Source organism: Asticcacaulis sp. P4_H10 (genome assembly GCF_056400965.1).
Map to the genome: position 1 here is coordinate 113,606 of NZ_JBFUKH010000004.1, position 22,998 is coordinate 136,603.

At 61.7% G+C, this 22,998-nt stretch carries 25 protein-coding genes; 13 read left to right on the top strand and 12 right to left on the bottom strand.

The window, feature by feature from the left end:
* Nucleotides 1-165: 165 nt before the first annotated feature.
* The 3 genes from AC1DON_RS08650 to AC1DON_RS08660 form a co-directional block, all read right to left on the bottom strand.
* A complete protein-coding gene (locus AC1DON_RS08650; protein ID WP_476934384.1) occupies nucleotides 166-894 on the bottom strand; it encodes a M48 family metallopeptidase in 729 nt (242 codons plus the stop codon).
* Between the two features lie 45 nt (nucleotides 895-939).
* Nucleotides 940-2,190 carry a polyhydroxyalkanoate depolymerase gene (locus AC1DON_RS08655; protein ID WP_476934385.1) on the bottom strand — a complete coding sequence of 417 codons (1,251 nt, stop codon included), beginning with the start codon at nucleotides 2,188-2,190 and terminating at the stop codon, nucleotides 940-942.
* 127 nt (nucleotides 2,191-2,317) lie between these two features.
* Nucleotides 2,318-2,935, bottom strand: coding sequence for an SCO family protein (locus AC1DON_RS08660; protein ID WP_476934386.1), 618 nt, complete (start codon nucleotides 2,933-2,935; stop codon nucleotides 2,318-2,320).
* Between the two features lie 56 nt (nucleotides 2,936-2,991).
* On the opposite strand from AC1DON_RS08660, the gene AC1DON_RS08665 reads away from it, so the two are divergent.
* The gene (locus AC1DON_RS08665; RefSeq protein ID WP_476934387.1) at nucleotides 2,992-4,374 is read left to right on the top strand and encodes an ActS/PrrB/RegB family redox-sensitive histidine kinase; all 1,383 of its coding nucleotides are present in this window, start codon (nucleotides 2,992-2,994) and stop codon (nucleotides 4,372-4,374) included.
* Nucleotides 4,375-4,440: 66 nt separating this feature from the next.
* Entirely contained in the window at nucleotides 4,441-4,977 is a 537-nt protein-coding gene (locus AC1DON_RS08670; RefSeq protein ID WP_476934646.1) for an ActR/PrrA/RegA family redox response regulator transcription factor, read from the top strand.
* 122 nt (nucleotides 4,978-5,099) lie between these two features.
* On the opposite strand, the gene AC1DON_RS08675 is transcribed toward AC1DON_RS08670, so the two are convergent.
* A complete protein-coding gene (locus tag AC1DON_RS08675) occupies nucleotides 5,100-5,669 on the bottom strand; it encodes a hypothetical protein (protein ID WP_476934388.1) in 570 nt (189 codons plus the stop codon).
* 149 nt (nucleotides 5,670-5,818) lie between these two features.
* Between AC1DON_RS08675 and AC1DON_RS08680 the strand changes: the two genes are divergently transcribed.
* Complete coding sequence (locus AC1DON_RS08680) at nucleotides 5,819-8,236, top strand: PAS domain-containing sensor histidine kinase (RefSeq protein ID WP_476934389.1); 2,418 nt, start codon at nucleotides 5,819-5,821, stop codon at nucleotides 8,234-8,236.
* Here the strand turns inward: AC1DON_RS08680 and AC1DON_RS08685 are convergent.
* The 7 genes from AC1DON_RS08685 to sdhC all read right to left on the bottom strand — a co-directional run bounded on the left by AC1DON_RS08685 (nucleotide 8,233) and on the right by sdhC (nucleotide 14,969).
* Nucleotides 8,233-9,291, bottom strand: a complete 1,059-nt coding sequence (locus AC1DON_RS08685) for an HPP family protein (protein WP_476934390.1) — start codon at nucleotides 9,289-9,291, stop codon at nucleotides 8,233-8,235. The genes AC1DON_RS08680 and AC1DON_RS08685 overlap by 4 nt on opposite strands.
* A 187-nt stretch (nucleotides 9,292-9,478) precedes the next feature.
* On the bottom strand, nucleotides 9,479-10,927 hold the full coding sequence (locus tag AC1DON_RS08690) for a hypothetical protein (protein ID WP_476934391.1): 1,449 nt from the start codon (nucleotides 10,925-10,927) through the stop codon (nucleotides 9,479-9,481).
* A gap of 216 nt (nucleotides 10,928-11,143) precedes the next feature.
* Nucleotides 11,144-11,464, bottom strand: a complete 321-nt coding sequence (locus tag AC1DON_RS08695; RefSeq protein ID WP_476934392.1) for a 2Fe-2S iron-sulfur cluster-binding protein — start codon at nucleotides 11,462-11,464, stop codon at nucleotides 11,144-11,146.
* Nucleotides 11,465-11,612: 148 nt separating this feature from the next.
* Nucleotides 11,613-12,389: a succinate dehydrogenase iron-sulfur subunit gene (locus tag AC1DON_RS08700; RefSeq protein ID WP_476934393.1), complete on the bottom strand. Its 777-nt coding sequence runs from the start codon at nucleotides 12,387-12,389 to the stop codon at nucleotides 11,613-11,615.
* A gap of 1 nt (nucleotide 12,390) precedes the next feature.
* Nucleotides 12,391-14,184 (bottom strand): succinate dehydrogenase flavoprotein subunit, encoded by a 1,794-nt coding sequence (gene sdhA, locus AC1DON_RS08705; protein WP_476934394.1) that lies wholly within the window; start codon nucleotides 14,182-14,184, stop codon nucleotides 12,391-12,393.
* Entirely contained in the window at nucleotides 14,185-14,568 is a 384-nt protein-coding gene (gene sdhD / locus AC1DON_RS08710; protein ID WP_476934395.1) for a succinate dehydrogenase, hydrophobic membrane anchor protein, read from the bottom strand.
* On the bottom strand, nucleotides 14,565-14,969 hold the full coding sequence (sdhC, locus tag AC1DON_RS08715; protein ID WP_476934396.1) for a succinate dehydrogenase, cytochrome b556 subunit: 405 nt from the start codon (nucleotides 14,967-14,969) through the stop codon (nucleotides 14,565-14,567). Before sdhC ends, sdhD begins: the two co-directional genes overlap by 4 nt.
* 373 nt (nucleotides 14,970-15,342) lie before the next feature.
* Between sdhC and AC1DON_RS08720 the strand changes: the two genes are divergently transcribed.
* The 9 genes from AC1DON_RS08720 (at nucleotide 15,343) to AC1DON_RS08760 (ending at nucleotide 21,434) form a co-directional block, all read left to right on the top strand.
* On the top strand, nucleotides 15,343-15,843 hold the full coding sequence (locus AC1DON_RS08720; RefSeq protein ID WP_476934397.1) for a hypothetical protein: 501 nt from the start codon (nucleotides 15,343-15,345) through the stop codon (nucleotides 15,841-15,843).
* 117 nt (nucleotides 15,844-15,960) lie between these two features.
* On the top strand, nucleotides 15,961-16,923 hold the full coding sequence (gene mdh / locus AC1DON_RS08725; protein ID WP_476934398.1) for a malate dehydrogenase: 963 nt from the start codon (nucleotides 15,961-15,963) through the stop codon (nucleotides 16,921-16,923).
* A 130-nt stretch (nucleotides 16,924-17,053) separates the two neighbouring features.
* Entirely contained in the window at nucleotides 17,054-17,773 is a 720-nt protein-coding gene (locus AC1DON_RS08730) for an MliC family protein (RefSeq protein ID WP_476934399.1), read from the top strand.
* 28 nt (nucleotides 17,774-17,801) lie between these two features.
* Entirely contained in the window at nucleotides 17,802-18,146 is a 345-nt protein-coding gene (locus AC1DON_RS08735) for a hypothetical protein (protein WP_476934400.1), read from the top strand.
* Between the two features lie 15 nt (nucleotides 18,147-18,161).
* Entirely contained in the window at nucleotides 18,162-19,163 is a 1,002-nt protein-coding gene (locus tag AC1DON_RS08740; protein ID WP_476934401.1) for a GNAT family N-acetyltransferase, read from the top strand.
* Nucleotides 19,164-19,177: 14 nt separating this feature from the next.
* Nucleotides 19,178-19,690: an SRPBCC family protein gene (locus AC1DON_RS08745; protein WP_476934402.1), complete on the top strand. Its 513-nt coding sequence runs from the start codon at nucleotides 19,178-19,180 to the stop codon at nucleotides 19,688-19,690.
* A 102-nt stretch (nucleotides 19,691-19,792) separates the two neighbouring features.
* Nucleotides 19,793-20,203, top strand: a complete 411-nt coding sequence (locus AC1DON_RS08750; protein ID WP_476934403.1) for a VOC family protein — start codon at nucleotides 19,793-19,795, stop codon at nucleotides 20,201-20,203.
* A gap of 36 nt (nucleotides 20,204-20,239) precedes the next feature.
* The gene (locus AC1DON_RS08755; RefSeq protein ID WP_476934404.1) at nucleotides 20,240-20,773 is read left to right on the top strand and encodes an SRPBCC family protein; all 534 of its coding nucleotides are present in this window, start codon (nucleotides 20,240-20,242) and stop codon (nucleotides 20,771-20,773) included.
* A gap of 127 nt (nucleotides 20,774-20,900) precedes the next feature.
* Nucleotides 20,901-21,434 carry an SRPBCC family protein gene (locus tag AC1DON_RS08760; RefSeq protein WP_476934405.1) on the top strand — a complete coding sequence of 178 codons (534 nt, stop codon included), beginning with the start codon at nucleotides 20,901-20,903 and terminating at the stop codon, nucleotides 21,432-21,434.
* Here the strand turns inward: AC1DON_RS08760 and AC1DON_RS08765 are convergent.
* Complete coding sequence (locus tag AC1DON_RS08765) at nucleotides 21,431-22,258, bottom strand: LytTR family DNA-binding domain-containing protein (RefSeq protein WP_476934406.1); 828 nt, start codon at nucleotides 22,256-22,258, stop codon at nucleotides 21,431-21,433. The two genes, AC1DON_RS08760 and AC1DON_RS08765, sit on opposite strands and share 4 nt — an antisense overlap.
* Nucleotides 22,259-22,328: 70 nt before the next feature.
* Here AC1DON_RS08765 and AC1DON_RS08770 point away from each other — a divergent pair, with 70 nt between their 5' ends.
* Entirely contained in the window at nucleotides 22,329-22,760 is a 432-nt protein-coding gene (locus AC1DON_RS08770; protein WP_476934407.1) for a DUF2306 domain-containing protein, read from the top strand.
* The last annotated feature ends 238 nt before the right edge of the window (nucleotides 22,761-22,998 follow it).

A 22,998-nucleotide genomic window follows, 5' to 3' on the forward strand; every position in this document is an offset into this window, starting at 1 on the left:
TTTTGTGGGGCCACAGGCCCCACACCCCGATCGTTGTCCGCGTCTGGTTCATCTGAATAGCTCAATAAAAAACGGATCCTTTTGGGGGTCCGTTTTTTATTGAGCTATTCAGATCATTCAAGCTCCAACAATGAATGGGGTGCGGGTCCGCGACCCCGCGAAGCCTTACTGATACCTGAACAGCTCGTGCCCGCGTTTCTTCAGCCAGTCGCGATGCGGTTTATACGCACCGCCGAACACTTCGGTCACGCAGTTCCAGAAGGCCGGACTGTGGTCGGGATGCCGAAGGTGCGAGACCTCGTGCGCCACAAGGTACTGCCGGACCTGCGGCGGCGCCATGATGATGCGCCAACTATAGCGTATGGTCTTGCGGCTGGGGGTGCACGATCCCCAGCGGCCTTTCGGATCGTTGAGCGATACCTTCACGCCTGACACGCCTAGTCTTAAGGCATAGGTGTCGGTTTCCGTCTGAAGCGTCTTGGCCGCAAGCTGCCGCAAATAGCGCTCGACCCGCTTGGCATAGGTCGCGCCGTCGCCGCTTGAAACAAGCAACCACGTCCCATCCGCGGCCTGCTCAGCCTTGGGCGTAATCACACCGGTCCGTTCTGCCAGGGTCACGGCATGGCCTTTAATCGAAATCACGGTACCCGGCGCAAATGGCTGAGGCCGCTCCTGGCCACGCCGGGTCTGCAGGATCCAGTCGTGACGCGTACGGGCGAACTCAACCGCGTCCTTCAGATGCTTGGGGCGCGGCGCGGTAACGATGGCGTCGCCGGTCTTGTTATCGATGCGCAAGGATATGCGACGTGCGCGGGCATTGACCTTCAGGCGCAGCGTATAATCGCCGAAATCGAGGCTCTCACCAGGTTGATACTCAGTAGAGTTGATTCTCATACGCGCATTCTATCCGAAAACCGCTGCGCACTTTTCGGAATGCGCTTAGCTGAGAACATCATTCTTGGCGATAAAATCGCGGATGCGCGGATAGATCTCGTCGCGGAACCGCCGGCCATTGAAGACGCCGTAGTGGCCGGCGCCCTTCTGGACGTACAGTTCCTTCTTCTCTTCCGGAATGTTCGGACACATGGCGTGTGCTGCCTGGGTCTGGCCGACGCCCGAAATATCGTCCTTTTCGCCTTCAACCGTCATCAGTGCGATGTCGGTGATAAGCTTGGTGTCGACGACACGGCCGTCGTGGACCAGTTCGCCTTTGGGCAGGGCGAATGTCTGGAATACCAGGTTGATGGTCTGGAGGTAGAATTCTTCTGTCAGGTCCAGCACCGACAGATATTCGTCATAGAATTCCAGGTGCTTTTGCGTACCGTCGCCGTCGCTTTCGACCAGCGAATTGAAATATTCCCAGTGGGCGTCGGTGTGGCGCTCTTCGTTCATGCTCATGAACGAATAGAGCTGGACGAAGCCCGGATAGACGCGGCGGCCAACGCCCGGATAGGGCGGCGGCACAGTATGGATCATGTTCGACCGGAACCAGGTGAACGGCTTTTCCTGGGCCAGGTTATTGGTCACGGTCGGGTTGAAGCGCGCGTCGATCGGCGAGCCCATGAAGGTCATCGAGGCCGGGCGGCACGGATCATTATCCTGCGACATCAAGCAGGCGGCCGCCAGTACCGGCGGTCCAGGCTGGCAAACGGCGACAACGTGAACGCGGCTGCCGATGGCGGTTAGTATGTCGCGGATGTGGTCCATGAAGGAGTGGAAGTCAAAACGGCCTTCCAGCACCGGCACCTGACGGGCATTGGCCCAGTCGGTGATGTAGACGTCATGGTCGACCAGGAACTGCTGGACCGTGCCGCGCAGCAGGGTCGCATAGTGGCCCGACAAGGGCGCGACGATCAGGACGGCGGGCGCGGCCGTACTTTTGCCGGCGCGGCGCAGGTCGGAATTGTCACGCTGGAAACGCAGCAGGCGACACCACGGGCTGTCCCAGTCCTGAATGACCGAGACGCGGACGTCCTTGTCATTGATGATGATCTTGTCGAAGCCCCATTCGGGCTTGCCGTAGCGCTTGGTGACGTTGGAGAACAGCTCGGCCGAAGCGTAGAGGGTACGCCCGATCGCCGTGTCCGAAGCCGGATTAAGCTTGGAACCCCAGAAGTCCCGGGTCATCTGCGCCAGGGCGCGGAACGGGGCCGCGCCGTAATAGGCATATTCGTGCAGGGAATAGAGCATCTGGAATGTCACACCGGTTACTGAACGTATAGCTAACACTATCATGGCCGTGCTGCCAAATGGTTACACGGTCGTTCAAATTATATTGTGGTGCAGCATATCGAAAATAAGTGGCGGAATTCTTTGCTCAGTAAGGCGAGCGCATGATTTCACGCAGCATCTTCGCGCTCTTTTCCGGCGGCAGGTCCTCGGTCAGCGGCGCATTGAAATTGCCCTTGGGGTCCATCAGATAGACAAGCGCGGTATGGTTAAACGTGTAACTGTCGGCATCACCCTTGCGGGTGGCGGTGGCGCCGTAAGCCTTGGTGACCGCATCGATCTGGGCTTGTGTACCCGTCAGGCCGATGACGCCCTTCGGGAAGCCACCGCTCTCAAGATAGGCCTTGAGGTTCGCTGGTGTATCGCGCGCCGGATCGACGGAGATAAAGACGATCTGCAGGTCCTTGGCCTTGTCACCCATGGCGGCCTTGGTGCGCGCCAGCGATTGCAGTGTCAGGGGACAGATGTCAGGGCAATAGGTGTAGCCGAAGAAGACCGCCGTCCATTTGCCCTTCAGGATCGATTCGTTGACCGTGCGGCCATTCTGGTCGGTCAGGGTGAAGGCGCCGCCCAGTTGCCGGGCATTAGGGTCGATCTCGCTCGTAACAACGCGCGGTCCGGTCAGGGTCTGGTACCAGCTGAAAGCCGCCAGCCCCGCAAGAAGGACGAAAGCCGCGGCGATGATGCCGATGCGTATTTTTGTCATCTGTTTCACGGGCGCCGCTTCGGTTTATAAGGAAAGATCAAACTAAGGACGTAACGATGTCAGGCCGGACCCTAAATCGCCTTCAGGCCTTTTTCAACGGCGACGATGCCGCACCCCTGACCCTGACCGAAGGCCGTGACCACTTGCGCCTGCGCACCCTGGTGCTGCTGCGCTGGCTGGCGATCCTCGGCCAGACGGGCATGGTGCTGTTGATCGCTTATGTTTTCGGCTTCCAGATCCGGCTGTGGACCTGCCTGGCCATCATCATGGCCAGTGCCTGGCTGAACCTGGTCCTAACGATCAATCGCCGCAACGCCCATCGCATGCACGGCTGGGAAGCGGCGATCCAGCTGTCGTTCGACGCCCTGCAACTGACGGCGCTGCTGGGCGTGACCGGCGGGCTTAACAATCCGTTCTGCCTGATGCTGGTGGCGCCGGCGACGGTCGCCGCCGCCAACCTGCCGACGCGCTTTGCCCTGCCGGTCATCGGGGTTGCCATCGCTTCGGCTTTCGGGCTGGCCTTCTGGTCGCTGGAACTGCCATGGCTGCCGGGCGAAAGCTTTGCCCTGCCTGACATCTACCGCTACGGTTTCCTGAGCGCCATCATCGTCGGCATCGCGTTTACCGCCGGCTACGCCTGGCAGGCGGCACTCGAAGCGACCAAGATGGAGCAGGCCCTCAGCGCCACCCAGGCAGTGCTGGAAAAGGAACACCGCCTGAGCGCGCTTGGCAGCCTGGCGGCGGCGGCGGCGCACGAACTGGGTACCCCGCTTGGCACCATCCAGGTCGTCGCCAAGGAGATGTTGCGCAGCCTGAAGAAAAACGACCCGCTCTATGAGGACGCCCAGCTCCTGGTCTCGCAAAGCCAGCGCTGCCGCGACATCTTAAAATCGTTGTCGACCAAGCCGGAGCAGCGCGATTCGGTCTATGACGAAATTCCGCTCAAGACCTTTCTTGAAGCCGCCGCAGCGCCTTACGCCGCCAGCCGTCGCAAGTTCGTCATTTCTGTCACCTCTGAAGACGGCGACGCTGACGCATACCGTATTCGCCGCCGTCCCGAATGGCTGCACGCCGTCTCGGCCTTTGTCGAAAATTCGACCGACTTTGCCCGCACGACGGTGTTTCTGACCTTTGACGTCACCCGCTCCTTCGTCAGCCTGACGATCGAGGACGATGGCGCGGGCTTTTCGCCGGACATATTGTCGCGTCTCGGCGAGCCCTATATCTCGTCGCGCGTCTATGGCGAGGACGACGAGCTGCCGGCTGGAAAGGCTGCCGGGCAAAGCCATTCCGGTATGGGTCTGGGCTTTTTTATCGCCAAGACCCTGTGCGAACATACCGGGGCCACGGTGACTTTCGGTAACCGCGAAGAAGGCGGCGCCTACGTCCGGGCCTTGTGGCGGCGTGAGCCGATAGATATCTTGTCTACAGATACTTAGCAGGAACACACCATGAGTGACGATCCGCACCACACCGACAGCCTGGCGGCAGCGATTTCTACCCGCATGGCCGAGCTGACCGACAAGTCTCTGTTATTGATGGATGACGACGCACCGTTTCGGAACCGACTGGCGCGCGCCCTGGAAACCCGTGGCTTTGCGGTGACCATGGCCGAAAGCGTCCACGAAGCGCTCGACATCATCGAGAAGACGCCGCCGGCTTTCGCCGTCATGGACATGCGCCTGGAAGACGGCAATGGCCTCAAAGCCGTCGAGGCGCTGAACAAGAAGCGCCCCGACGCGCGGGCGATCATGCTGACGGGCTACGGCAATATCGCTACGGCGGTGGCTGCGGTGAAATCCGGCGCCATCGACTATCTGTCCAAGCCTGCCGATGCCGACGACGTCGTCAAGGCGCTGCTGGTGGTTGAAGACCACGCGCCGCCGCCACCGGAAAATCCGATGTCGGCCGATCGTGTGCGCTGGGAACACATCCAGCGGGTCTATGCCTTATGCGGCCAGAACGTATCCGAGACCGCCCGCCGGCTGAATATGCATCGCCGGACCCTACAGCGCATTCTGGCGAAGCGCGCGCCAAAGTGAAATCCAACCTGACGGGCTGCAAACCGTCATCTTCCTGCGATACGGTGCTCACGTACTTAAGTACGCTCCGCTCCGTTTCTCGGAAGCTAACGGTTTTCGCCTCGCCATCTTGAATTTCTGTCCTATTCGTCCGCGATCACGATGCCCGGATTGTCCGGCGGAATGAAATCGAACAGACCGAAATCCAAAGCCTTCTGCGGCCGGGCGGCAGTCATAGGCGTGTCCATCAGCGCCAGGATCTGCTCGCGCGTCAGCTCCAGGCCTTTGGCGTTTTTGCGCAAACGGCGCGCCTGACCGCTCGGTGCCTGACCTCCAGCCGAACGCGCAGCTGGTTGTGGCTTCCAGTAGCTGACCGACAACTGCCAGACGCTGTCCACCGGCACAGGCACCTTGGGCCAACGCACGCCGTTTTCCAGCACGGGCTCGACCGACACGCGCTTCTTCGGCGGGGACGATTTGCGCCGGCAGGTCAGGACGCAGACCCGGCTGTCATCCAGCACGGATGCATAGGTTTTCCGCGCCTCGTCCTCGCTGTCGTAAAGCGGCCCGATCGACTGGGTGACGAAATCGACCCGGCCGTTCGCCGCGATTTCGGCTTCCTTTTCGCGGGCAAACCGGACGCCGTCGCCCTGCCGCAACTGGGCAAGGGCATCGTGGCCATCAGAAGCGACAGGATAGAGCGGCAGGGCCATGAGTACCGATGTTCATGATTTGATCCGTTGCATCCTAACCCTCTGATCCGTTACGCGCAATCGCGGTTTTCTTTTTTCCAGCCTTGTCAGGCAAGTTGATTTATAGTGAAGGATCAAGTTGATTCGGACGAGTACTGGCGGACGCTTTTATGGCCATGGAGTCAATAGCCTATACGGCGGCAGCGGGAGCCATGGCGCTTGCGCTCTCCACTACCTACCTGGCGTGGCGGTTGCGGAAACGCACGACGGTGGCGCGTGAAGCCCTGCGTGCCGACCTGGCCTTGCGCGATGTGACTTTAAGCGAACTCGATGCCGCGACCTCGGCCTTCGATGAGGCCTTCCTTGCCGTCGAAGGCGATGCCGTCCGCCTGGTCTGGGGCGATGACACCCTGAAACATTGTGCCGAGGCCCTGGGCCTGAAGGGCGTCAAGGAAAGCGAATTTGCGCCGCGCGTCGTCGAAGCGCTGGGCGAGACCTCACCAGAAGCCGCGCAAGGCCTGCAAAACCTGATTTCCGAAGGCCGCTCGTGCCGCTTCGAAGTGTTTGCCGAAGGTTCCGGAACTTTTGTCGGCGCGCCCGCCGGTGTCACCCTGGTCGTCGAAGGCAAGTCGTCCGGCGCCACGGCGTGGATTCGCCTGGCCATCGCCGGCGCCAAGGCGTCGCTGTCGTCGGGTCCGTTCGCCCAGATGGCCGAGCACCTGCCGGCGCCGTGCTGGATCTGTGCCCGCGACAGCCGCATCGTCTGGGCCAATAGCGCCTTCCTGAAGGCAACCGAGATGCCGAACCTGGAAGAGGCGCTCAGGACCAATGCCACGCTTGACCGCAGCGCCGATGCGCTGGTGGAAGAGGCGGTCGGTGGCCATGCGCGCCGCGAAGGTTTCCGCTGGATCACCGTCAACGGCCAGCGCCGGTCCTTCCATATCATCGCCGAGCCGCTGAACGACGCCTATACCTGCGCTTACGCCATCGACGTCACCGAGGCCGAGGAAAGCCGCGAAGCGTTGAAGCGCCACGCCAAGGCGCACGATGAGACACTGGATGCGCTCGAAGACGCCGTCGCCATCTTCGGCCCGGAAAAGCAGCTGACCTTTCATAACCGCGCATTTGAAAAACTGTGGGAACTGGAACCGGCCTGGCTGGCCGAACGCCCGACCCACGGCGAATGGCTCGATCGCCTGCGCCAGAAGCGTCGCCTGCCGGAAACCTCTGACTACAGCGCCTTCAAGGTGCGCGAACTGGAATTCTACGGCCTGACCCAGACGGCCGCCGACGAGATGTGGACCCTGCCTGACGGCCGCTCGATGCGGGTGGTGCGTCAGCCACACCCGCTGGGTGGCTTGCTGTTGCTGTTCAGCGACAAGACTGGCGAGCTGAAGCTCAAGGCTCAGTTCAACTCGCTGATCCAGGTGCAGAAATCGACACTGGACCAACTGAACGACGCCGTCATCGTCTTCGGCAGTGACGGGCGCCTGCGCCTGCGCAACCAGTCGTTCGACAGGTTCTGGGAACTGGGCAGCGACGATATCAATCCGGTCATGGATTTTGGCCAGGTCGCCGAGCTGTGCCTGCCGCTGGTCCACGATCGCGGCTTCTGGTCCGAGCTGAAGGCCCGCGTCACCGACACCGACCCGCTGGCGCGCGCGCCGCAGTTGGGTGAGATTCGCATCTCCGATGGCCGGCTGGCACAATGGCGGACGCAACCCCTGCCGGATGGCGCGACGCTTGTGGCATTTTCCGACATCACCGCGACGCGCCAGCTTGAAAAGGCCATCGATGCCCGCGACGAGGCGCTGAACGAGTCGGTGCGCCTGAAGCGCGACTTCGTCGCCAACGTCTCCTACGAACTGCGCACGCCGCTGACGACGATCGTCGGCTATGCCGACCTGCTGCACGCCCAGAACAAGGGCCAGGACACCAAGCAAAAGGCCTTCCTCGAGTCGATCCAGTCGGCCGCCCAGGAGCTGGCACGATCGATCGATGACGTGCTTGATATGGCGCAGATCGATGCCGGCGAAATGTCGGTCGCGCCGGCCGATGTCCGGCTCCTCAACATCGTCGTGGAATCGGGCACACGCCAGGCCGAGATGTTCAAGGCGCGTGGTGTCAACTTCGACTATGAAGGCGTCCTGGAGGCGGATACCGTCCATGTCGACGCGCGCCGCCTGGGGCAGTGTCTCGATCATCTGCTCAGCAATGCCATCCGCAACGCCGCGTCAGGCAGCACGGTCAACCTCAGGGCCAACAAGCAAGGCGACACTCTCGAGCTTGAGGTTGCCTATGCCGGCCGTGGCATCCCCTATCACGTCCAGGCGCACATCTTCGACCGCTATGTCGGCCGTGAGCGCGGTGGTCCGGGGCTGGGCCTGGCCCTGGTCAAGGCATTGGTCGAACTGCACGACGGCTGGATCACGCTCGAATCCGAGCCGACCGAAGGCGCCAGCTTCAAAATCCACCTGCCGAACCAGAGCCGCGCCGGACAGAGCGTTCCGCAGCCAGAGCACACGCCTGAGCCGCTTAGCATCGTCGATACGCTGGAAGATGGCGGCGACGTCGAGGACGTGGCTTAAGCCGCGTGGAACACGGCGCGCATCAGGTCTGACGTGCTGATAATCCCAACCAGCTTGCGATCCGCGTCCAGCACCAGGACGTGGCGGCGATCGCCCTTTGAGAACAGTGGCATCAGCCCATCCAAAGCATCCGTGTCGCGCGCCGTGACATAGTCTTCGCTCATCACCTGGACGGCGGCTTCCGGCATTTCGGAATGGGCCGTGCCTCTGGGCGCCAGCATCGCCTTGAGCCCGCCGTGTTTTTCAGCCTCGGTTGCGATCATAGCCGGCGTAATGATGCCGTGGACACGGTGCTTGCGGTCGATCACCGGCACGGCCTTGATGTCGTGGGTCTGGAATAGAGCCCAGACGTCGCGAAGATGGCTGCCGAAGTGGGCGGTGTGTACAGGGGAGGTCATGATACCGGCGCAGGTCTTGTTGCCGGCCATGCGCTGCCATGCGCGGACTTCGCTGCGCTCCAGGATGCGGCTAAGCGTATCGGGCGCGATGACCTGGGTTTCATCCTCTTCGGCCAGTGCCAGGGCCAGGTCGGCTTCGCTGATGCGCATAAGGCCGGATGCCGTCGCGGCCGGAGCGGTGGCCACCAGGTGCGGATAGGCCTTCTTGGTGAGGGAGTTATAGGCGACGCCCGCCGCGACCAGCAGTATGGAATTGGTCAGGGCCGGGAAGAGGGCGAACTCCCAGGCCTTGGTGTGCGTCAGGACGACCAGCAAGGCCATGGCGCCACCGGGCGGGTGGAGGCAGCGCGTGGCAAACATAGCCCCTATGGCGCAGCCGACGGCCAGCGCCGCTGCAACGACCGGGTCCGGGATCAGGTTGCACATCAGAAGGCCGACCAGAGCCGAAACCGTATTGCCGCCTACGACGGACCAGGGCTGGGCCAGGGGCGAGGACGGCACGGCAAAAACCAGCACGGCGCTGGCGCCTAAGGGTGCGACCAGCCACGGCGACAGGCCGAGCGACCTGGCGATCGCCAGGCTGAGGAAGGCGGTAACCGCAATGCCGATGCCGCCACCCGCAGCCGCACGTATGCGCTCGGTGGTGCTGACGGCCATGGGGCGGGGCAGGTAAGCTTTGAGAGACAGGGGCATCGCGTGCAATCAGGTGTGGTAAGGCAGGCTTAAAGCGCATTCGGAAAAGTGGGAAGCGAAATTGCACGTGCTCAAAAACCACCCGCCCACGCAGGCCAGAACGACGAACGCCGCCTTGCTGGCGGCGTTGTGTGTGTGACGATCGGTGGGCTTAGACGAACTTTCCAACGACCTTGTCAACGGCCTTGCCGGCTATCGTGTTGCCGTAGGCCGAGCGGTGCAGTGGTACGCCGGTAATGATAAACGGTGACGCCTGAATGTATTTACGGCAGGTGTCGAGCACCGGATTGATGTGCTTTTTGACCATCTCTTCGACACTGTCCATCCAGCCGTTGGCGCCAAAGGTTTCGTACCAGAATGCGACGATGTCCGAGGTGTTGGAGCATGCCAGCATGTAGGCGCCCATCAGGGGCGCCTCAGCAAAGACGCTGGCGTCGAGTTTCGCCGGGTTCTTCAGGATCCTGCGGATACGCAGGGTTTCGCGGATCTTGATGGCGAACATGGTGATGACGCGGATGGCATTGGCTGCGGCGCCGGCGGCAGACACGACGGGGGACAACGCGGAGCCGACCCCATGAGCCGCAGTCAGGGCCAGATTGGCGCCGAACTGGGCGCCATCGATGGCGGCCTTGGCGACCGCATCGCGGGTGTCGCGGCGCAGCAGGATCTGCACGGCTTCGAACGCCTTGGCCGGCGCGCCAGGTTCGATGGCAAACGAATGCTTGCCGAAGCTGCGTTGCTTATAGGCCCGGTAAACGGCTGTGCCGGCCGAGACGAGCGCCTTGATGCCGCCTGAGACCAGCGACAGCAGGGGCAGCATGTCGGCGATCTTCTCAGCCGTATGCAGCAGGCTGCTCATGCCGTTTTCCATCAGCAGATTGCGCAGGAAGCCCATGACATCGCGGACCGGCTCACCAAACATCTCGCTCAGGGCGGAGCGAATTTCACCCAGCTGCGCGGAAAATGCGCCGTTGGCCGCCTCCTTGACGCTTTCCTTGCCGGCTTCCTTGCCGACAGCCTTGATGGCGGTGACCGCCTTCTTGCTGGCTGTCGTGACCTTCTTCACTTCCTTGTAAATCTTATGATTGCCTTGCAAGGACGCCGTGGTGTGCTGCAGTGCGTTTTTCTTGGCCTTTTCCCTGTCGGCCGGATAGTTGCTCTCGACGCTGCCCTTAAGGTCGTTGGACACGGCGCGGACCTGGTTCTGGATGTCCATCATGCGCAGGTTGATCTCCGCGTGGGCAAAGATTTGGCGCATGCGGCGCTCGCGGTCTTCGGCGATATAGTCGAGCGCGGCCTTCTCTTCGGGGCTGAGGCCGGCCGTCGCCGCCGTTTTCAACGCCTGGTCCAGCGCAGAGATCGGCTTGACGGGTGGCTTGTTGCGCTCGGAGCTTTCCCATGCCGCGCCCTTGGTCTTCTTCCAGGCCTCAAGCGCAAAGCGGATATTGCGCAGGTTGGTGGCAGCGGCAGCCGAGGCTGCGGCACCGCTCTTCCAATAGGTGTCGATGGCCTTGTCGATGGCCTTCATCTCGCTGCTGCGCGGTTTCCACGACAGCTTGGTGGTACTGAGCCAGGTATCCAGAGTGGGTATCGTCGCCATGTTTCGCCCCTATTTCCCGCCGCGTTTACCGCGGCGGTGCCCGTCAGGTCTGTTGTTTGTTGAAACGCCTGCGGCTCGCCGGACCGCATACACATAGGCATATGTAGTTGAACGGCAGAGGCCGGATAATGTCAACACAATCAGTGTCGAGTAGTGCGCTTAGCGCAGGCCGCGATATGTCGCCAAATACCGCTTCACACTTTTTGGCATATCGCTTTAGTGCTGGTCCGCCGGCATGCGGACGATCAGGCCGTCGAATTCATCCTTGACGATGATCTGGCATGACAGGCGTGAGGTTGGCTGAAGCTCCTGGGCGAAGTCGAGCATCGACTCTTCCATGACCGAGGCCGTGCCGGTCTTTTCGCTCCAGGCGTCATCGACATAGACGTGGCAGGTGGCGCAGGCGCAGGCGCCGCCGCAATCGGCGTCGATACCGGGAATGTTGTTCTTGACGGCACCTTCCATGACGCTCTGGCCGACCTTGACCTCGATCGTGTGCTCTTTGCCGTTATGTTCGATGTAGGTGATCTTGGGCATGGAAGGTCTCAGACGGTAATGACTGCCTTCCTTCCCTGTTTACGGGGAAGGTGGCATTTGCGTAAGCAAATGACGGAGGATTGCCCCTCCCACCGCCTTCGGCGGTCCCCCCTCCCCGCTGCGCAGGGAGGGAAAAGCGAATAGCGGATTAGCCCTTCGCGGGCATCATCTTCTTGATTTCGGCGATGGCCTTGGCCGGGTTGAGACCCTTGGGGCAGACCTGCGCGCAGTTCATGATGGTGTGGCAGCGATAGAGCTTGAAGGGGTCTTCCAGCGCTTCAAGGCGTTCTTTGGTGTTCTCATCGCGGCTGTCGGCCAGCCAGCGATAGGATTGCAGAAGCGCCGCAGGGCCAAGATACTTGTCCTGGTTCCACCAGTAGCTGGGGCACGAGGTCGAGCAGCAGGCGCACAGGATGCACTCATATAGGCCGTCCAGCTTGTCGCGGGCCTTCGGTGTCTGCAGGCGTTCTTTTTCAGGATCCGGCGTCTTCGACTGCAGGTACGGCTCGATCGAGGCGTACTGGTTGTAGAAGCCCGTCAGGTCCGGGACCAGATCCTTGACGACCGGCATGTGCGGCAGGGGTGCTACGGTAATGTCGCCCGGGAACTCGTCGTGGCCCTTGATACAGGCCAGGGTGTTGCGGCCGCCGATATTCATGGCGCACGATCCGCAAATGCCTTCGCGGCACGAGCGGCGGAAGCTGAGCGTCGAGTCGATCGTGTTCTTGATGTGGATCAGGCTGTCGAGCAGCATCGGGCCGTGGTCGGCCGAATCGACCTCATAGGTGTCCCAGCTCGGGTTCTCGCCGGTCGCCGGGTCGAAACGGTAGATCTTGTAGGTGCGCGTCGTCTTCGTCCGCTTGGCGGCCTTGTACGTCTTGCCTTTTTTGATCTTCGAATTCTTGGGGAGGGTTAACTCTACCATTTTAATAGACCCGTGCCTTGGGCGCGATGTACGCGATGTCGTTGGTCATGGTGTAGGTGTGGACCGGACGATAGTCGATGGTGGTCACGCCCGACTTCAGGTCGATCCAGGTCAGGGTGTGCTTCATCCACTCGTCGTCGTTGCGGTTCGGGAAGTCCTCGCGGGCGTGGGCGCCGCGGCTCTCTTTCCGGTTCAACGCCGAGTCGACGGTGACGACGGCCTGGCTGATCAGGTTGTCGTATTCCAGCGCTTCGACCAGGTCGGTGTTCCAGATCATGCCGCGATCCTTGATGCCGATATAGTCGGATTCCTTGAAGATCGCGGTCAGGCTCTTCGAGCCCTGTTCCAGGGTTTCGCCGGTGCGGAAGACGGCGGCGTCGGCCTGCATGGCGGCCTGCATCTTGTCGCGCAGAACCGCGGTCGGCGTGCCGCCCGAGGCATTGCGGAAGCTGTCGAGGCGGTCGAGGTGGGCATCGACGGCCGTCGAGCCGAGCGCCTTGTGCGGCGTGTTCGGCTGGACCAGTTCCTTGGAACGCAGGCCGGCGGCGCGACCGAAGACGACGAGGTCGATCAAAGAGTTCGAACCCAGGCGGTTGGCGCCATGCACCGACACGCAGGCCGCTTCGCCGACGGCCATCAGGCCCGGCACGACCGTGTCGGCATTGTCGCCCTTCTTGGTCAGGACTTCGCCATGATAGTTGGTCGGGATACCGCCCATGTTGTAGTGGACGGTCGGGATGACCGGGATCGGTTCCTTGGTCACGTCGACGCCGGCGAAGATCTTGGCGCTTTCCGAGATGCCCGGCAGGCGCTTGTGCAGGATTTCCGGCGGCAGATGGTCGAGGTGCAGGTGGATGTGGTCCTTCTTGGGACCCACGCCGCGGCCTTCGCGAATTTCCATGGTCATCGAACGCGAAACGACGTCGCGTGACGCCAGGTCCTTGGCGGACGGCGCATAGCGTTCCATGAAGCGTTCACCGGCCGAGTTGGTCAGGTAACCGCCTTCGCCGCGTGCGCCTTCGGTGATCAGGCAACCCGAACCGTAGATGCCGGTCGGGTGGAACTGGACGAATTCCATGTCCTGAAGCGGCAGGCCGGCGCGCAGCACCATGGCATTGCCGTCGCCGGTACAGGTGTGAGCCGAGGTCGCCGAGAAGTAGGCGCGACCGTAACCGCCGGTCGCCAGGATGACGAGGTGGGCGCGGAAGACGTGGATGTCGCCATTGTCGAGCTGCCAGGTGGTGACACCACGGCAGACGCCGTCGTCCATGATCAGGTCGAGGGCGAAGTGCTCGATGAAGAATTCGACATTGTTACGCACCGACTGGCCGTACAGGGTGTGCAACATGGCGTGGCCGGTGCGGTCGGCGGCGGCGCAGGTGCGCTGGACCGGGCCTTCGCCGAAGTTCTTGGTCATGCCGCCGAACGGGCGCTGATAGATCTTGCCGTCTTCGGTGCGCGAGAAGGGCACGCCCCAGTGTTCAAGCTCGTAAACGGCCTTGGGCGCGTTGCGCACCAGATATTCGATGGCGTCCTGGTCGCCCAGCCAGTCCGACCCCTTGACGGTGTCGTACATGTGCCATTCCCACTTGTCCTCGCCCATATTGCCGAGCGAAGCGGCAACGCCGCCCTGGGCTGCGACGGTGTGCGAACGCGTCGGGAAGACCTTGGTGATACAGGCGGTCTTGAGGCCAGCCTGACCGGCGCCGAGCGCTGCACGGAGACCCGAGCCGCCCGCGCCGACGACGACCACGTCATATTCGTGGTTGATGATATTGTACTTGCCGGCAGCCATTTACGCCCCCTGAGTATACAAGAGATAGAGCGCACCGAGGCTGCCGAACACGACAGCTGCACTCAGGAGAAAGGTGAGGAAGATGCAGACGCCGCGCATCGGGCCCTGCAGGTAGTCGTCGATGATGACCTTCAGGCCCATATACATGTGCCAGACCGCCAGGACGACGCTGACGGCGATGGCCGCCATGTTGAACGGGTTCTCGACGAAGTCGAGCGCGGCGTCGAAGCCGCCGCCTGAGATCGTGTAGGCGCCCCAGGCGGCCCACAGGGTCAGCGGGATCAGGGCCAGCGAGGTAAAGCGTTCGGCCAGCCACTCACCGGCGCCGTGCTTTTCGGATTTTTTCCAGCTCTGCGATGAGCGCGATACGTCGAGATTGCTCACAGCGTCACCTTTCCGGTCGTGAACAGAACCGCCCAGAAGGCGATCGTCAGGGCGACACCCAGAAGCATGGTCCAGGTCGCCAGCGCATCGGCGTCCTTGGGCTTGAAGCTGAGGCCCAGGTCCCAGATCAGGTGGCGCAGGCCGCCGGTCAGGTGGACGAAGCCGGCCAGTGACAGGCCGAACCAGACCAGCAGGCCCAACGGCGAGGCGGCGTACTGGACGAACACCGTGTAGGTTTCACGTCCCAGCGCCAGGCAGATCAGCCAGGCGGCGATCAGGACGATGCCGGCGACCGACGCCGAACCCGTGACGCGGTGCAGGATCGAGCTGAGCATAGTCACGTGCCAGCGCCAGATCTGAAGGTGGGGGGAAAGCGGCCGAGTTGGCGTGGTATTGGACATGTGCAGAGCCCTGGACCCGGAGGTTCTAAGCGACAAACTGTAAAATCTGTGTGACCGGCATGTTACCGGGCGACAAAGTCGGGGCCTTTTTAGCCCCAAAGGGTGTCATGTCAATAAAGCAATGCCCTCTAAAGGGTCTTTTTGCCTTATCTGCTATGCGTTTGCGACAGGTTCTCAATTGCCGCGGTAACGACACGCCGGATGAGGCGAGCAGTCGCGGCGACTGAGGCAAATGTCAAAGCTTCGACAAATTCCTGTTGTTCACTTGTCAGGTGAATGAATTCTTAAGGGACGGGCGCATATGCCTAATAATGCGGTAATGCCGCGTCCCGGAGGCATCATTCGAACCTATTCCTGACAGGTGAGTGTAGACGTGTTTTCTGTTTTGCTGATGGCTGCCGCCCTGCTGGCTCAGGACGGCGCACCCCAGACCACCGAATCCGGTGCTGTCCGGGTCGAAGAATATTCCCGCGATTACGAAGGCCCAAAGAGTGACGCCGAGGCGCGTTACGATTCCACTATCCTGTCGGCCTATTCGTCCAAGGTTGGCCAGATGGAAGGCTCGTGGGAGGTCTCGTCCGCCGATGGCCGTAAGCTGGTGGGGCTTGAGCTGCGCAACGAAGGTGGCGCGCGGGGCCGTCTGGAAGGCGCCTGGCGCTCGATGGTCGCGGGCCTGGGCCTGAACGAGACCGGCTTTGTCTCCGATATCAGCCTGGTCGGCAACGACATGGAGGTCAACTACTTCCAGGGCCGCGCCCGTTCCCCGACCATCCTGCATCTGCGCAAGGAAACCGAGGGCCGCTGGCGTGGTACCCTGATGGATGTCGCCGGCCGCAAGGTGCCGATCGTCATGGCGCGGGCTGTGGTCCGTTAAGCCGCTACGCAACACGCGCGATCAATATCGGCCGCATTGCAGCAAACACTTGCCCTCCGGGCCGTCAGGGTTTAGATGGCCGCAAGTTTAATATAGCTGCATGCAGAGGGAGTTCTCATGGCGCGGGCGAAAATTGCTTTGATTGGTGCGGGCATGATCGGGGGCACTCTGGCCCACATCTGCGCGCGTGAGGAATTGGGCGACGTCGTCCTGTTCGACATCTCGGAAGGTACGCCGCAGGGCAAGGCGCTCGACATCGCCGAAGCCACGACGGTCTTTGGTTCGGACGTTGCCCTGAAGGGCGCCAACGATTACGCTGACATCGCCGACGCCGACGTCTGCATCGTCACCGCTGGCGTGCCGCGCAAGCCCGGCATGAGCCGCGATGACCTGCTGGGCATCAACCTGAAGGTCATGAAGGCCGTCGGTGAAGGCATCAAGAAGTACGCCCCGAACGCGTTCGTCATCTGCATTACCAACCCGCTTGACGCCATGGTGTGGGCGCTGCGCGAATTCTCGGGCCTGCCGCACAACAAGGTCATCGGCATGGCCGGCGTGCTCGACTCGGGCCGCTTCGCCTACTTCCTGTCTGAAAAGACCGGCGTGTCGGTCGAAGACATCCACGCCTGGACGCTAGGCGGCCACGGCGACGACATGGTCCCGATGGTGCGCCACTCGACGATCGGCGGCCTGAGCCTGCCGGAATGCGTCGCGCAAGGCTTCTTCACCCAGGACGAACTCGACGCCATCGTGAAGCGTACGCGCGGCGGCGGCGGTGAAATCGTTGCCCTGCTGAAGACCGGCTCGGCCTTCTATGCGCCGGCGGAATCGGCTGTCGCCATGGCGACGTCGTACCTGAAGGACAAGAAGCGCGTCCTGCCGTGCGCCGCCTACCTGTCGGGCGAATACGGCCTGCGCGGCCTCTATGTCGGCGTGCCGGTTGTGATCGGCAAGGACGGTGCGGAGCGCATCATCAACTTCACGCTGAACGACGACGAAAAGGCGATGTTCGCCAAGTCAGTCGAGTCGGTTCAGGGCCTGATTGCCGCCTGTAAGACGATCGATCCGTCGCTGGCGTAACCTCGGCCTAAGCGTACGAGTATACATAAATCCCCATCGGGATTTTACAGAAGCCGCCCTGAAACCGGGGCGGCTTTTTTATGCGCCGGGTGATAGTCGATTGGGGAAGAGCCGAGAGAGGGTATCCGTCATGAAGTCCATCTGCCTGCTGCCGATCCTGGTCGGCGTCGCCGTGTCAATGACCGCCTGCAATCAACGCGACAGCGCGACTGAGACCAGCACGACGACAACGACAACCACTATGTCGGCGGTAGCGCCCCAGGCGTCGACAAGCGCCAGCATTGCCGCGCGCGCCAGCTTCGACTGCAACCGCGCCCTGCCGGGCGGCGAAACAGCCGTATGCGCCAATCCCGAGGTTGCCGAACTGGATGTCGAACTGGCCCGCCTCTACAAGGTCGTCGACGCCAAGGTGTCGGACGCCGAACGCACGACCCTGCACCGCCTCCAGGGCGGCTGGCTGCAAAAGCGCGACGCCTGCACAGATACGGTCGACGTCAAGGCGTGCCTCAAGACGGCCTATACGGACCGGATCGCCGATTTACGCGCGGGCTACGCGCCGGCGCGTGCCGATACAGCCGGCATCAGCGCCGGTCCGGTCAGCTGGCGCTGTCCCGGTACGACCAGGCTGATGACCTCGACCTTCGTCAACAGCACGACGCCGGTCGTCATCCTGAAGCGCGACGACAGTTCGGTCGTGCTGACCGGATCGGCGGCGGCTTCGGGCGCGCGCTACCAATCGGCGACGCCTGACGGGGCTTATGAGTTCTGGACGAAGGGTTCCGAAACCCAGCTAACCGTGCCTGGTTCCGCGACTGTGACTTGCAGCCTGGCCGATACGGCGGCAGGATAGGTGCAAACAAAGCTGAGGAGGGCTCGATATGAAGGTTTCGCGTATAGTCTTTGCGGCCGGACTGGGGCTCGCCATGATAAGCCTTGCGGCTTGCGCCGAGCGGCCCATGGGACATTCGGGCGATCCCGCCTTTGTACGCGGTCTGATCGACGGGCTGCTGGCGCCGATCTCCTTCGCGCTTAGCCTGTTTTCCGACAGCATCCGCATGTACGCCTTTCCGAATGTCGGGCGGTGGTATGATTTCGGCTTCTTGATCGGGCTTGGCGTCTGGGGTGGGGGCGGCGGGACAGCGGTGCGCTATGTCTATGTCGACCGCGTTTCGCGCCGCCGGATACCGCCCGACGACGTCATTATTGACGACCGCCGGGTATGAGCCTAACCCGGCGTCATGATTAAATCCTCGCCGCTTGGCCCTACGCTTGAAACCGCGCGCCTGATCCTGCGCCCGCCTGTCCGTGCCGACTTCGAAAGCCTGTGCGCCTTCCACGCCGATCCGGAAACCATGAAGCATCTGGGCGGCGTCCAGTCGCCGGCCATGGTGTGGCGGACCATGTGCATGATGGCCGGCGCCTGGCACCTTGACGGCTTTCACATGTTCAGCGTCCTCAACAAGGAAACCGGCGAGTGGCTGGGGCGGATCGGGCCGCTTTATCCGGAGCAGTGGCCAGACCGCGAAGTCGGCTGGGGCCTGATGGCGCGTCACTGGGGCAAGGGCTATGCCCGCGAAGCCGCCGCGGCCGCCATGGACTATGTCTTTGATGTGCTCAATTGGGACCGCGTGGTCCATACGATCGCTCCAGAGAATCTGGCCTCGGCTGGCGTCGCGAAAAGCCTCGGCTCGTACGATCAGGGGCCAGGGCGGCTGCCGGATCCGCATGCCGCCGTAGCCGTCAATATCTGGGGCCAGACGCGCGCGGAATGGCAGGTCAACCGGTTGCGCCCCAAGGCGAAATTCACCGGCATCGAGGTCGTCAATGAGCGGGTGATGGCTCATGCGCCGGAGCGCGTCCGTGACGCCTTTGCTGATCCCGCCAAGCTGGTGCACTGGTGGGGGCCGCATGGCTTTACCAACACGATCGAAGCCTTCGATCTCAAGCCCGGTGGCGCCTTCCGCATCACCATGCGCAATGAAAACGACAAGGACTTTCCGAACGAAAAGACCTTTCACGAAGTCTCGCCCCGCCGCATCGTCCTTGAGCACCTTCAGCCGGTGCATCACTTCCTGATGACCATGACCTTCGAGTCTGAAGGTCCGGGCACGCGGCTTGGCTGGCGGATGCAGTTCGCGCCGTCACAGTACGCAGATGAGCTCGGCGACGATCTGGCGCGTTTTCTCGAGGCCGCCAACGAACAGAATTTTGATCGGCTTGAGGATTTCCTCAGCCGCTGACCAAGGAATATCCGATGTCTGAACAACCCAATTCCGAAACAGAAGTCTTCAAGCTGACGCGCACCTTCGAAGCCGCGCCGATGGTCGTTTGGGCGGTGTGGACCGAAGCCGATCATCTTGCCAAATGGTTCGGTCCCGCCGGCTTGAAGCTGGTGGTGCGTGCGCTCGACCTGACACCGGGCGGCACATTTCTCTATGGCATGCAGATGCCGACCGGCGTGACCATGTGGGGCAAGTGGGTGTTCCGCGCCATCGAGAAGCCCAACCGTCTGTCCTACGTCGTTTCGTTCTGCAACGAGGCCGGTGACCCGGTTCGCCATCCGATGGCGCCGCTGTGGCCGCTGGAGGTGCTGGTCGAGCAGTCGTTCAGCGAGAGCAATGGCAAGACCGTTTTTGAGAGCCGCTCGTGGCCGATCAACGCCACGGCCGAGGAACGCGCCGTCTTTATCGGTGGCCATGCCGGCATGCAGGCGGCCTTTGGCGGGACTTTCGCGCAACTCGATGCCCATCTGGCCAGCCTGGCCTGACGTTTCTACGTCAAATCCCTTATGGGTTGAATATGGGTGCTTGCCAAAACGGCGCTTCGGGCATTGAATACCGAAGCGCCGTTATCGTCAGGAACCGACCCTATGAAGATCAACGCCTATCTCCATTTTAACGGCACATGTGCCGAAGCCCTCGCCTTCTATGAGCAGACGTTCAACGGCAAGGTCATCTTCCAGCAGACCTTTGGCGAGTCGCCCATGAAGGACGACTTCGGGCCGGAAATGCAGAACGGCATCATGCACGCCACCCTGCAGATCGGCGACGACATCCTCCAGGCCAGTGATTCACCGCCGGGGATGTTCAAGCCGCCCCAGGGCTTTTCCATCAGCTACGCCACGACCGATACGGTCGCGGCCGAACGTATTTTTGCCGCCCTGGCCGAGGGCGGCAGCGTCTTCATGCCTTTGGCCCAGACCTTCTGGGCTGAGCGCTTTGGCATGGTGACCGACCGTTTCGGCACACCTTGGATGATCAATTGCGATAAGCCGGCCTGAGACCAAGAGCCGGCGACTTACCGGGAGGAGTCACCGATGACTACGATCATACTTGTTATCCTTGTCCTGCTGGTCGCGTTTTTTGCCTTCGTGGCGACGCGACCCGATACCTTTACCGTCAAGCGTTCCCAGCTTATTCGCGCCAAACCCGCCGACATCTATCCCTTGATCGCCAACTTCCAGCCCGAGGGCTGGGGCAAGTGGTCGCCGTGGGAGGACCTCGATCCGGACCTGCGCCGGGCCTATTCCGGTCCGCCGTCGGGCGTCGGTGCTATTTACGAATGGGAAGGCAATAAGCGCGTCGGCGCCGGGCGCATGGAGATCCATCATGCCGAAGCGCCGTCTTCAGTCGATATCAAGCTCGACTTCCTGCGCCCGTTCAAGGCGACCAATGACACCCTGTTCCATCTGATCGACGAGGGCGAAGAAACGCTCGTCACCTGGAAGATGACCGGGCCGGTGCCCTATCCGGCCAAGATCATGCACCTGTTCATGGACATGGACACTCTGGTTGGCAACGACTTCGAAAAGGGCCTCGGCCGCCTGAAGGCCCTGGCCGAAAAGAAATAGCGACGGACCTGACCTGAGCGCCGCATTGTTTTTTTAGACGGCGGCGCTCAAATCTCTGCCTGGTCGCGCATCTGCTCCAAAAAACCGCTTTCACACTTTTTGGGATGCGCTCGCCGGAGCAAGGACCATGGCTGACACAAGCTTTACCCGCACGGATATTTCTGTCGTGATGAGCCGGACCTTCGACGCCGGGATCGCGGAGGTGTGGCGCGCCTGGACGGACGAGGCACTAATTGGGCGGTGGTGGGGACCGCACGGTTTTACCACAGACGCGAAGCTGGATGTGCGGCCGGCGGGGCGGTTTGCGCTTATCATGTACGGCGCTGATGACGACGCCTATCCGCTTCAAGGGGAATATCTGGAGGTCGCAGAGCAGAGCCGTCTCGTCATGGAGATGCACCACGACGACCATCCGGCCAACTGGCACGACTACCTCGCCTTGCAGTTCACCAGGGCTGGGGGTGACGAAGATACCCTTCCATCCCTGACGGTCATCACAAAGGTCAGCTTCCAGGCGCTCGGTGATCGGGAAACGCAAACGACGGTCGAGCAGGTCTTCGCCACCCAGGTCGAGCGCGACGCCTTTGACGGCATGGGCTCGACCGAAGGCTGGCGGCAGAGCTTCGAGAAGCTCGACAAGGTGCTGGCGCCGTTAGCTTAAAACCAGCCTTCAGCCTTTAACACCTTGGCGTAGCTGCGGCTGACGGGGGCTTCGACCTCGCCCTTGATGTCCAGGGTCAACCGGCCGTCGCCGCGCATGACGTTGCGGACGGCGTCCTTGGCCACCCACCAGGACCGATGCACCTGCGAGCCTTCGATGCCGTCAAGCTCGCGGATAGCATCGTACAGCCGCATCAGGACAAGGGTCTGGCCGGCAGACGTGTGCACCCGAAGATAATGATCTTCCGCCGACAGGGCGTGGATGTCCGCCTTTTGGTACTTGAACGGCAGCCGTTCGCGAAAGGCCAGGGCTGGTTCCGCGCTCGAAGCCGGGTGGACGTGGCTCTGGCGCGGCGTGCGTTCCAGCATATATTGCAGGCCCGACATGGCGAAGGTGATGATAATGACCGGGCCGATCAGAAATCTCAGCGCGGTGGGATTGGGCGCATGGCTGAAATAGAGGCTCTCGGTCAGCCATACGGTCAGTGTCACCGCCGGAAGAGACAGCGCGAACTGCACGATCGCTCCGGTCAGGGGCTCCAGCGTGCGAAAGCGACCCATGAGCAGACTGACCAACTGAACCGCGACCGTGCCGGCCAGCATCACGGTTAGCCAATAACCCATACGCATCAGGATCGGCGCATTATTGCTGCCCATGGCGCCGGTAAAGCTGAGGAACAGCGCCATGGCGATCGTGATCGTATAGACGCGCAGCCACGTCCGTTCGCCCCACGGGCTGGTCACGATGCCGATCAGGCCTGCAAGTGGCGAAGCGCCAACGGCGGGGACGGGCATTTCACGCATCTGGTTGGGTGTTTCGCGCATCGTTTCGGACGTGGGCAGGGAAGACTGTTTCTTATGCGGCAATTCCTTCCGCAAAGAAAGGCCGTTCCCAATGACCGCATTCTTCGATCATTTCGCCCATCCGCACTGGCCAGACCTGACCCCGTTCGCCGAAGCCTCACTGGTTATCAAGGTGCATCTGCTGGCCGCGCTGGTCGCTTTTGTCATCGCCACGATCCAGATTGTTGGACCCAAAGGCACGGTGCCGCATCGCCTGATGGGCTGGATCTGGGTGATCTTCATGTTCACCGTGGCGGTGTCGAGCTTCTTCATTCAGCTGATCAATCCGCACGGCTTCAGTTTCATCCATATCCTGTCGGCTATCACCCTGATCGCGCTGCCGCTGATGGTCTTCGCCGCCCGCCGTCATGACGTGAAGGCTCATAAGCACCACGCGATCCAGCTCTATGTCGGTGCGCTGCTTATCGCCGGAACTTTCACATTCATGCCGGGCCGGCTGATGTGGCAGGTCTTCTTCGGCTAAAAAGATGTTGTCCCGGAATGTCTCGCATAAGCGTTTGAAACTGCTTGCATAGCCTGACAGCGTTGTCTTTGCGATAGCGGTAACATGCTTTACAAATCAACGACATTGCGTTTTCGGCGAAAACTCGGCGTGACTCAAATTTCTGTGATTGAGCGGTTGCACAAAGAGGTCGTGGTCTTTATAAAGCCGCCCATCTTTGGACGAGCAACGGCGTTCGCCCTGATGTCGACGGTGGGAA